General features: G+C 70.3%; 10 protein-coding genes and 1 pseudogene. 2 read left to right on the top strand and 9 right to left on the bottom strand.

Annotated elements, in window-relative coordinates:
• Positions 1-180: 180 nt before the first annotated feature.
• Positions 181-795: pseudogene (locus EAO75_RS02915) on the top strand (histidine kinase); the annotation flags it as partial.
• On the opposite strand, the gene EAO75_RS02910 reads toward EAO75_RS02915, so the two are convergent.
• From EAO75_RS02910 to EAO75_RS02875, 8 genes are read right to left on the bottom strand one after another with little or no spacing between them, the layout of a single operon-like run.
• On the bottom strand, positions 701-1612 hold the full coding sequence (locus EAO75_RS02910) for a type II secretion system F family protein (RefSeq protein ID WP_261989125.1): 912 nt from the start codon (positions 1610-1612) through the stop codon (positions 701-703). The pseudogene EAO75_RS02915 and the gene EAO75_RS02910 sit on opposite strands and share 95 nt — an antisense overlap.
• Positions 1613-1627: 15 nt before the next feature.
• Positions 1628-2575, bottom strand: a complete 948-nt coding sequence (locus EAO75_RS02905; RefSeq protein ID WP_147994258.1) for a type II secretion system F family protein — start codon at positions 2573-2575, stop codon at positions 1628-1630.
• A gap of 33 nt (positions 2576-2608) precedes the next feature.
• The gene (locus EAO75_RS02900) at positions 2609-3946 is read right to left on the bottom strand and encodes a CpaF family protein (RefSeq protein WP_147993427.1); all 1338 of its coding nucleotides are present in this window, start codon (positions 3944-3946) and stop codon (positions 2609-2611) included.
• A 12-nt stretch (positions 3947-3958) separates the two neighbouring features.
• On the bottom strand, positions 3959-4396 hold the full coding sequence (locus EAO75_RS02895) for a TadE/TadG family type IV pilus assembly protein (protein ID WP_147993426.1): 438 nt from the start codon (positions 4394-4396) through the stop codon (positions 3959-3961).
• Position 4397: 1 nt separating this feature from the next.
• Positions 4398-4718: a pilus assembly protein gene (locus EAO75_RS02890; protein ID WP_147994259.1), complete on the bottom strand. Its 321-nt coding sequence runs from the start codon at positions 4716-4718 to the stop codon at positions 4398-4400.
• Positions 4719-4768: 50 nt separating this feature from the next.
• On the bottom strand, positions 4769-6040 hold the full coding sequence (locus tag EAO75_RS02885) for a CpaE family protein (RefSeq protein ID WP_147993425.1): 1272 nt from the start codon (positions 6038-6040) through the stop codon (positions 4769-4771).
• Positions 6041-6049: 9 nt separating this feature from the next.
• Complete coding sequence (gene cpaB / locus EAO75_RS02880) at positions 6050-6757, bottom strand: Flp pilus assembly protein CpaB (RefSeq protein WP_147993424.1); 708 nt, start codon at positions 6755-6757, stop codon at positions 6050-6052.
• A 60-nt stretch (positions 6758-6817) separates the two neighbouring features.
• Entirely contained in the window at positions 6818-7627 is an 810-nt protein-coding gene (locus tag EAO75_RS02875; RefSeq protein ID WP_147994257.1) for a hypothetical protein, read from the bottom strand.
• Between the two features lie 275 nt (positions 7628-7902).
• Here EAO75_RS02875 and EAO75_RS02865 point away from each other — a divergent pair, with 275 nt between their 5' ends.
• Positions 7903-9606 carry a chitinase gene (locus tag EAO75_RS02865; protein ID WP_147993423.1) on the top strand — a complete coding sequence of 568 codons (1704 nt, stop codon included), beginning with the start codon at positions 7903-7905 and terminating at the stop codon, positions 9604-9606.
• 1 nt (position 9607) lies between these two features.
• On the opposite strand, the gene EAO75_RS02860 is transcribed toward EAO75_RS02865, so the two are convergent.
• Positions 9608-9921: hypothetical protein (locus EAO75_RS02860; RefSeq protein WP_261989124.1), on the bottom strand; the 314-nt coding region annotated here is incomplete at its 5' end.

Genomic DNA, 9921 nt, shown 5'->3' with positions numbered 1-9921 from the left:
CTTCGGATCGCTGACGGGGGAGTAGGGGGAAGAGCCGTGGCGGGGATGCCGTTGAGGGTGAGGTCGGGGAGCGTGAGGCCCGGCCTTGGGCTGCTGCGCGGTCGTCGGCTGCCGCGCCGGTCCGGGGAACCGGTGAGGCCGTCCGCGAGAATCCCGCTCCAGGTCAACGCCCTCCAGGCGATGTGCCGCCAGGTCTTCGGCTTCCGGCTCGCCATGATCGCCCTCGCGGCACCCGGGGCCCTGCTGGGCGCGGCGCCGGGACTGGGCACGCGGCTGGTGGGCGCGGCGGTGGTCGTCACCTTCATGGTCTCCTACGCCCTGTTCCGCGACTGGGAACGCTTCGGCCCCCTCCTCCTGCGCCACCCCACCCTGCTGGCGGCGGACACCCTCTTCACCTCCCTGCTCCTGATATCCGCGGGCCCGGACACGACGCTGGCCTACGTCAGCGTCTGCACCCCGCTCCTGGCCGGCATCGTCTACGGCTACCGGGGCGCGGCGGTGTTCGCGAGCGCGCAGTCCCTGATCCTGCTCCTGGCCTACGCGATCAACACCGACGCCCGCTCGACGGGCCTGACGGACAAACTCCTTCTCCCGGGCCTGTGCGTCATAACAGGTGCGCTGGGGTCGTCCCTCCGTAACCTCATGCTCCGCTTCGGCACGGCAACCGAGGCTCTGACGACGGTTCGGGCGCGCCTCGCGGTCACGGAGGCGGTGGGCGCGGAACGGGCCCGGCTGGCCCGCGAGATGCACGACTCGGTGGCGAAGACGCTGCATGGCGTGGCGCTGGCGGCGGAACCATGAACGTCGTGATCATCAGCGTGGCCCTCGGGACCGCCCTCGCCGCCTTGCGGCGGGCGTTCTGCGCATCAGTCCTGCGCATGTCCTTCGCCAGCGCCACCAGCGTGTCGACGATCGGCGCGCCCAGCTCCTCCCCCTGCTGCAACGCCGTCACGAACATCGCCACCTGCTCGGAGTCGTTCCGTCGCCGCAGCTCCGTGAAGGCCTGGCGGCGGCTCATGCCGAGGTCCATCTGGCGCAGGGTGATGCGCAGTTCGTCCGCCCAGGGGCCCTCGTACTTGGCGGCGACCCGGTCGAGCGCCTGGCGGAAGCCCAGGCCCGCGCTCACCACCACGGCCAGGACGTCCAGGAAGTCCGGCAGCGTGCGCTCGATCTCGTCCTTCCTGATCCGGATCGCCGCCCAGATGCCGACCTCCGTCCAGAAGGCGCCGAAGGCCAGCAGCAGCAACGCCACCAGGAACTGTCCCCGCAGCAGGAACACCAGGAAGCCGACCGCGCCCAGGAAGCCGTACACCGCGCGCCTGGCCGCATAGCGGTCGATGGTCAGGCCGCCGGGGTTGCCCGCGAGGTCGATCCTGCGGCGGTACTTGGCGACCAGCTTCGGGCCCATCAGGCGCAGTACGGCGGGGGCGTAGCGCATGCCCATGCGGTCGATCAGCGAGTCCACGGCGCCGGTGCGGGTCGCGCCGATCTCCAGGGCGAGTGCCAGGTCGCTGGGCAGTTTGGTCTCCGCGCGGTACATGCGGATCGCGGCGAAGACTCCCCACACGCCGAGGGCCATCACCGTCGCCAGCAGGATTCCGATTCCCGTCATCGTCGTCCCCGCCCCTCAGACGTCGATCCGCGACATACGGCGGATCAGGATGAAGCCGACCGCGTACAGGCCGAAGGCGATGAGGACCGCGGCTTGCCCCAGGGGCGAGCCCGTCATCCGGTCCAAGGCTCCGTCCTTCACCCCGTTCATCAGGAACAGCGACCCGATGCCCAGCACCGGGACGGCGTACGACGTCATGCTCACCTGGGCGAGCTGCGTACGGACCTCGCGTCGGGTCTCCTTGCGCTCCTCCAGCGTCTCCGTGAGGTTCCGTAGTGCGCTCACCACCTGGCCTCCCGCCCGGTTGGACAGCACCAAGGTGGTCACGAGTACGACCAGCTCACGCGACGGGAGGCGTTCCGCCAGCTCGCCCAGGGCGTCGTCCATCGAGGCGCCGAGCGCCAGCTGGTTGGAGACCTTGGCCAGCTCCTCGCCCGCCGGGGCCTCCAGCTCCTCCGCGGCCAGGCCGATGGCCGTGCGCATGGCCAGGCCCGCGTGGGCCGCGTTCGCCAGGATTCGGGCCATTTCGGGGAGTTGGTTGATGAACCTCTCGATGCGCTTCTGGCGCTGCCAGTTGAGGAACTGGACCGCCGCCCACACGCCCAGCAGGCCCGCGATGGGGCCGAAGAAGGGTGCCAGCGTCGCCTGGCCGATCAGCCACAGGCCCGCCACCGTCGCCAGCATGTAGACGAAGAACTCGCCCGGCGTGACGTCCAGGCCCGTCGCCGCCAGCCGCAGTTCCAGCTGCTTGCCGAGTTTCGTACGGCGCAGGCGGCGGTCCAGGTCGGCGAAGCGGCGTCGGCGGCCGCCGGCCCCGGTGAGCTGGCCGGTGGCGGAGAGCCGGTCGACCAGGGCCTGGCGCTGGGCCCGCCCGGCGGCGTAGGCGTGGACGCCCACCACGGCGAGCGCGCAGGTCAGCAGCGCGACGCCGGTGGTGAGCGTGATGCGGGTCTGGAGGTCCACGGCGAGGGTATGGGGTTCCATGGCGACGGGTTCCTACCTGGCTTCTCGGGTCGCGAGTTCGAGCGGGGTCTGGGCGACGCCGAAGGCCTGGGGTATCGGCTGGCTCGCCATGTAGAGGCGGTCCGCGGTGCGGCGCGGGAGCGGGAAGTACGCGAAGGCGCCGTGGACGCGGCCGTCCGGGGTCATGGGCCGGGAGTTGAAGCGGGCCACCGTCACGAGGCGGTACGGCTCCGCCCCGTGGCTGTCCAGGATCGCGATCTCGGTGATCCTGCGGGCGCCGTCCGGGAACCGGGTCAGCTGGATGAGCACGTCCACCGCGCTGTTGATCTGGTCGTGCAGTGCCTCGAAGGGGACCGTGACGTCGGACATGGAGGCGAGGGTCTTCAGGCGCATCAACGCGTCCTCCGCGCTGTTGGCGTGCACGGTGGCCAGGGAGCCGTCGTGGCCGGTCGACATGGCCTGGAGCATGTCGAGGGACTCGCCGCCGCGGACCTCACCGACGACGATCCGGTCGGGGCGCATCCGCAGGGAGTTGCGGACCAGGTCGCGGATGGTGATCTGGCCCTTGCCCTCGACGTTGGGGGGCCTGGACTCCAGCCGGATCACATGCCCCTGCTGGAGCTGGAGTTCGGCGGAGTCCTCGATGGTGATGATGCGCTCGGTCTCGGGGATCAGCCCCGACAGCGCGTTCAGCAGCGTCGTCTTTCCGGTGCCCGTCGCGCCCGAGACGATGATGTTGAACTTCGCCTGCACCAGCCCGGCCAGCAGATACACCATGGGCTCGTCCAGCGATCCCAGGCCGGTCATCTCGTGCAGGGTGAAGGAGCGGGGGAAGCGGCGGATCGTGAGGGTCGCGCCGGTCAGGGACAGCGGCGGGATGATGACGTTCACGCGCTCACCCGACGGCAGCCGGGCGTCCACCATCGGGTTGGACTCGTCGACCCGGCGGTTCACCGTGGAGACGATCCGCTCGATGGTCTGCATCAGCTGGTCGTGGGAGGGGAAGCGGAGCGGCAACTGCTCGACGCGGCCCCCTCGTTCGACGAAGATCGCGTCGGGGCCGTTCACCATGATCTCGGTGATCGACGCGTCTTCGAGCAAGGGCTCCAGAATGCCGAGGCCCAGCGCCTCGTCGACCACCCGGCGGATCAGCTGCGAGCGCTCGACCGTCGACAGCACCGGGCCCTCACGGCTGATGATGTGGCCGAGGACTCGTTCCAGGCGGGCCCTGCGCTCGGCCGCCGCCAGCGAACTCATCTCCGCGAGGTCGATCTCCTCCAGCAGCTTGGCCCGGTAGGAGGAGACCAGATGTCCGTCCTCGCCCCGGCTGCTGTTCTCCTCCGGGGTGTTGATGCGGGACCTCAGGCTCATGGGGATCCTCGTTCAGTGGTCGAGCGGCATGGTCGCGGTCTTCTGGGCGGGGTCGAAGTTCCAGCCCGGGACGATCGGCGGGATCGGGACGGTGGCGGTGACGGTGACTTCGTCTCCGCCCTGCACCTCGGAACAGGTGACGGTCAGCCAGTCGCTGATCGCGTTGACACAGCCGTCCTGCGCGCTCTCGTCCAGCGAGGCGGCCCGCGCCCCCGCCCTGGCCGCCGTACCGGCCTGCTGGGCGGCGTAGGCGATCAGCCCGACCTGGATGCCGGCCATGGCGACGAGGATCAGGATCGGGATGAACCCGAGGTACTCGATGGCGACCTGACCGCGGTCGCGACCTCGGTCACGGCCTCGGTCGCGGTCACGGCCTCGGTCACGGTCACTGCCTCGGTCGCGGCCTCGGTCGCGGCCGTCCCTGCGGCGAGGGAGGAGTCGGTACGACATCTCAGTCCTTCTCCTCCTGTACGGCCCCCGCGTGGCCCTCGACCGTGAACGGGAAGCCGATCGCGCCCGGGAAGAGCACAGGCACCCGGAGCGTCACGCGCGACGTGACGAAACCGCCGCCCGCATCGCAATCCACTTCGGCATCCCCCTGCCATGCGTCCGGAAGGTGCTCCCGCCCCGCCTCCTGGCAGGCCGACTGCCCCTCCGACGCCGTCCCCGCCCGAACCGCCTCGTCCGCAGCATTCCCCGCGAGGGTGAACGTGTACCCCACCAGCACGCACTGCCACAGCAGCACCAGGGTGATGATGATCAGCGGCAGCATCCCGAGGAACTCGATCGCCACCTGTCCCTTGTCCCCCCGTCCCCGCCGCCTCACCGCCCTATTTCCTTCCGCCTCCGGAAGGTCAGCGCCGCCCGCTCGCCACCGCCCCGCGCCCTGCCATTGCGGCGCTGTACGGCTACGGCCCCCTCCGTGCCCTTGACCAGCCCCAGCTCCCCCGCGAGCGCCCAGAGCGCCTGCTTGACCGTGCTCTTGGCATCCAGCTCGTGCAGCCGGCCGGCATCCACCGCGCCCTGGAGTTCCTTGAAGTTGGCGGGGATCGCGGTGGCGGCGATGCTCGTGCCGGTGATGCGCTGGATCAGGGCGGGCTGGATCTCCGCACCGCGCGTGTGGCGGTTGACGACGATCATGGTCTCCTCGGCCTTGCGGATCTGGAGCCGGTCCCACATCCGCACGGTGCGCTTGGCGCCGCGCACCGCGACCACGTCCGGGGTGGTGACGAGGAGCGCGGTGTCGGCCATCTCCACGGCGGCCGCGCTCGCGCCGGACAGCTGGGAGCCGCAGTCGATGACGACGACCTCGTAGCGGGAGCGCAGGGCGCTGACGATGTGGCGGGCGGCCCGGTCGGTGACCTCCTCGCCGCGTTCGCCGTCGCCGGGGGCGAGCAGCAGCGCCACGCCCGTGTCGTGCCGGAACACCGCGTCGGCCAGCACGCGCGGCGTGATGTCGTTGATGGCGGCCAGGTCGACGACCGAGCGGCGGAACTGGATGTCGAGGTAGGACGCGATGTCGCCGGTCTGCAGGTCCATGTCGAGGAGCGCGGCGCTGCGGCCCGACGCCTGGGCGGCGAGGGCCAGCTGGATGGCCGTGAGGGTCGCCCCCACGCCTCCCTTGGCCCCGCTCACCGTGACGACCGTGCCGCCGACGCCGCTGAACACGTCGCCTCCGGCGCCCAGATGGCGCCGTACGCCCATGGACCACTGGGCGACCGCGTTGACACGGCTGGCCAGCTCCTCGTAGCTCAGGGGCAGGGCGACAAGGCCCCGCGCGCCGTAGTCCATGGCGGCCTGGAAGAGGCCGGGGCTCGCGTCGGAGGTGACGAGGATGACGCCGACGGCGGGGAAGCGCAGGGCGACCTCGCGGATGAGCTCCAGGGCCGGGACCGGGCCGATGCGTTCGTGGACGACGACGACCTCGGGGAGTTCGTCGATGGACTCGGCGGCCAGGCGGGCGAGGGTGTCGACGAGCTGGGTGGAGTCGGTCACCGGGGCGACCGGCTCGGCGTCGGGGAGCTGGCTGAGCAGCGTCGTGAGGGACCGGACCGCGTCCGCGTCGCCGACGGCCGGGAGGATCCTCGTGGGCATAGGGGCCTCTCACTTGTCCTTGGCGAGTTCGTACGAGCGGTTCGTCGCGGGGATGTCGGAGTCCTCGCCGGGTGCCACCAGGGCGAGCCGGACCTCGTCGGCGAACGACTCGGCGTATGTGAGGCGCTGGGCGTCGATCGGGTCGAGCGCGAACGTGATCGGGACGGCTTCGGTGGGCCGCCGGCCGTTGTCGTTGTCGTCGGGCTGCAGCGAGGTCAGCTTGCCCACGTCGATGACCCGGGCGTTCTCGACGATCAGCCGGGACTGGTCGGGGTCGGAGTCGCGATCGCCCTCGAAGGTGGCGTAGACGTTGACCTTGGAGCCCGCGGTGATCTTGCCGGCCACGCCGGTCGCCGCGTCGATCATGATGGCGATCTCCTGCTCGCCCGTCTGGAGGGCGGGCTGGTCGACGATCATGTCGCTCTGGAGCAGCGAGCCTTCCTTGAGAGTCGTGACGGCGATCTTGCCCTGGATCTCGCGGAGGCTGGTGACCGCGTTCTTCGACAGCCACCGCTCGGGCATCTCGATCTTCTCGAACTGGCCCGCGCTGAGCGGTGTGTAGGGGGCCACGTCTCTCTTGAGCTGGTACGCGGTGACCTCGGGCCCGACCTTGGACTTCACGTCGCTGATGACGGACAGGACGCCGGCGAAGGCGCCGAGGGCGCAGACGATCGACAGGAGCAGGAGTATGACGCCGCGGCGCTGACGGGAGTTCATGAACCGTGCAACCTCATTGGGGGAATCGGTCGGGGGCGGTCGGATCGGGCTCGGGTCCGGTCAGCCTGCGCGGGCCGGCTGTTCGTGGGTGGGCGGGGTGGCGGAGCAGAAGACGCAGCGGTCGCCGATGACGTCGATGCCGCACCAGTGACAGGAGTTCTGCCTTACGGAGGTGACGAGCTGGTAAAGCACCGACAGGTCGGGCAGATAGGCGCAGAACTCGATCAACTTGGTCGTCCCCCACCAGGCGGCCGACTCGGCGGGCAGGACCACCTCGCGCAGGCCCTGCGCGTTCCAGGACTTGGCCAGCACGGCCGAGACCCAGTCGGACTGCAGCTGCCCCTGCGCGACCAGCATCGAGGTGCCGAACTCCGGGCCGGGGAGGGTGACTCCGGGTGCCATGCGCACGAGTTGCGGTGCCGGGTGGGCGATGACGCCGAACTGGCTGCCGGGCATCCAGGACTTGGCGTGCGACTTGAGGTCGACGGGGACGCGGTCGAGTCGGGTGACGGAGCCGAGGAGCGCGCCGGCGTGGAGGTAGTGGGTGAGCAGCCGGCCGGCCGAGGCGAGGACGCCGGGGCTGAGGTCGCAGGAGGCGAGCTGGCGCAGCTGGCGGGCGAGGACGGCGAGTCCGAGCGGGGGCAGCTCGGGGCAGAACACGGCGATCCGGTCGCTCTCCAGCAGGGACCGTACGGTGTGCAGCCGTTGCCGCACGGCCCGGGGGGCGGCCTGCGAGCAGACGACGATGACATGGCCGTGCTGTTCGATCAGGGTCTGCATGCCCGCGAGCGACCGCTCCAGCGGCTCCCGGTCGAGGTCCTGGAGCACGACGGCGGGCACGGTTCGCTCATCCTGCGCCGGCAGCGCCATGTCGGCGCTGGTCACGGCAATGGCAGTTGGCACGCGTCGCTCCCCGTTCCCGCCCGGTCCGGTGCACGGGTGTTACTCCGGTGCACCGAGATGACTTCATTGCGTGACTATCTCAGCACTGTATCCACGGCTCCATGACCGGAGAACAGCGTTTGTGTAGCGGGGAAGGAACTCTGCTCGCACAACTCACGCCAAAACGGGGCAGGTTACGCACACCAATTCTCCATGACCGGAATCCCTTGACACTCGGATTGGTCTGGACCAACTTGGTTGACATGTTCATACACAGACGACAGGGGCGTCGCGGCCGACCGGCACGCCTCTGGGCGGCAACCGTCACCTCCGCCCTCTCCCTCACCTTCCTCAGCGCGGGCCACGCGTCCGCGGCGGACGTCAACAACGCCAAGAACGCCGGCTTCGAGTCCGGCCTGACCAACTGGACCTGCTCGGCGAACAGCGGCACGACCGTCACCTCCCCGGTGCACGGCGGCGCGACCGCCCTGAAGGCGACCCCGGCCGGGCAGGACAACGCCCGGTGCACCCAGTCCGTGGCGGTGAAGCCCAACTCGACGTACACGCTGAGCGCCTGGGTGCAGGGTGGCTACACCTACCTCGGCGCGACGGGCACGGGCACGACCGACGTCTCGACCTGGACGCCGGACTCCTCCGCCTGGAAGCAGCTGTCGACCACCTTCACCACCGGCGCCTCGACGACCTCCGTGACGGTCTACACGCACGGCTGGTACGGGCAGGCGGCGTACTACGCGGACGACTTGTCGGTGTTCGGCCCCGACGGCGGCGGGGGCACCGACCCGACCCCCACGATCCCCGGGGCGCCGAGCGGGCTCGCGGTGTCGGGGACGTCCTCGTCGTCGGTCTCCCTGGCCTGGAACACCGTCTCGGGCGCGACCGGCTACAACGTCTACCGGAACGGCACCAAGGTGACCGCGGTGACCGGCACCTCCGCGACCGTGACGGGGCTCGCGGCCGCCACGTCGTACTCCTTCCAGGTCACGGCGACCAACTCGGCCGGTGAGTCGCCGAAGTCGGCGACGGTGACGGGGACGACCACGGCGGGCCCGGTGGGTCCGGCCCTGCCCAAGCACGCGGTGACCGGCTACTGGCAGAACTTCAACAACGGCGCCACCGTGCAGAAGCTCGCCGACGTGCAGTCGCAGTACGACATCATCGCCGTCGCCTTCGCGGACGCGACCACGACGCCGGGCGCGGTGACCTTCAACCTGGACTCGGCCGGACTGGGCGGCTACACCGTCGACCAGTTCAAGGCGGACATCAGGGCGAAGCAGGCCGCCGGGAAGAAGGTCATCGTCTCGGTGGGCGGTGAGCGGGGCACGGTGTCCGTGAATGACCCCACGTCCGCGACGAACTTCGCGAACTCGGTGTACTCCGTCATGCAGGAGTACGGCTTCGACGGCGTGGACATCGACCTGGAGAACGGCCTCAACGCCACCTACATGACACAGGCGCTGCGCTCCCTGTCCGCGAAGGCGGGCTCGTCGCTGGTCATCACGATGGCGCCGCAGACCATCGACATGCAGTCGACGTCGAACTCCTACTTCCAGACCGCCCTGAACATCAAGGACATCCTCACGGTCGTCAACATGCAGTACTACAACAGCGGTTCCATGCTGGGCTGCGACGGCAAGGTCTACAGCCAGGGCTCGGTGGACTTCCTCACCGCCCTGGCCTGCATCCAGCTGGAGGGCGGCCTCGCCCCGTCCCAGGTCGGCCTCGGCCTGCCGGCCTCGACACGGGGCGCGGGCAGCGGGTACGTGGCGCCGTCCGTCGTGAACAGCGCCCTGGACTGCCTGACCAAGGGCACGGGGTGCGGTTCCTTCAAGCCCTCGCGGACCTATCCCGACCTGCGGGGCGCGATGACCTGGTCGACCAACTGGGACGCGACGGCGGGCAACGCCTGGTCGAACGCGGTGGGGCCGCACGTGCACGCGCTGCCGTAGGTCACCCCGCCGGACGGTAGTGGCCAAGCACCCAGGCCAGCTGCGGGAACCACTCCTGCAGCCGGGCCCGGGGCTTGGCCTCCACCGCGCACTCGTAGAACCGGCCGTCCGGGTAGACCACGGCGACCATCAGGGCCTTGCCGTCCGGGCTCGCCTTGTAGTGGACGCCGTGGATCTCGGGCCAGCGGAATTCCAGCGTGTGCCCGGACATCTCGAAGACGACGCCGGACGCGTCGACGACGATCGCGTTGCGCTTGTCCACGGCCAGGAACTCCGGGCCGGCCGGTACCGGAGCGGGGTGGGGCGGGACCGGCC

This window comes from Streptomyces sp. UW30 (assembly GCF_008042075.1).
GTDB lineage: Bacteria > Actinomycetota > Actinomycetes > Streptomycetales > Streptomycetaceae > Streptomyces.
The sequence above is the reverse complement of the archived record's forward strand: the minus strand, read 5'-3'. Positions and strand labels throughout refer to the sequence as shown.

Excerpts from the sequence above, each read along its gene's own strand:
- EAO75_RS02910 (WP_261989125.1), bottom strand. The coding sequence starts at position 1,612 with ATGACGGGAATCGGAATCCTGCTGGCGACGGTGATGGCCCTCGGCGTG.
- EAO75_RS02890 (WP_147994259.1), bottom strand. The coding sequence starts at position 4,718 with ATGCTGCCGCTGATCATCATCACCCTGGTGCTGCTGTGGCAGTGCGTG.
- EAO75_RS02875 (WP_147994257.1), bottom strand. The coding sequence starts at position 7,627 with ATGGCGCTGCCGGCGCAGGATGAGCGAACCGTGCCCGCCGTCGTGCTC.
- EAO75_RS02900 (WP_147993427.1), bottom strand. The coding sequence starts at position 3,946 with ATGAGCCTGAGGTCCCGCATCAACACCCCGGAGGAGAACAGCAGCCGG.
- EAO75_RS02885 (WP_147993425.1), bottom strand. The coding sequence starts at position 6,040 with ATGCCCACGAGGATCCTCCCGGCCGTCGGCGACGCGGACGCGGTCCGG.
- cpaB (WP_147993424.1), bottom strand. The coding sequence starts at position 6,757 with ATGAACTCCCGTCAGCGCCGCGGCGTCATACTCCTGCTCCTGTCGATC.
- EAO75_RS02865 (WP_147993423.1), top strand. The coding sequence starts at position 7,903 with ATGTTCATACACAGACGACAGGGGCGTCGCGGCCGACCGGCACGCCTC.
- EAO75_RS02895 (WP_147993426.1), bottom strand. The coding sequence starts at position 4,396 with ATGTCGTACCGACTCCTCCCTCGCCGCAGGGACGGCCGCGACCGAGGC.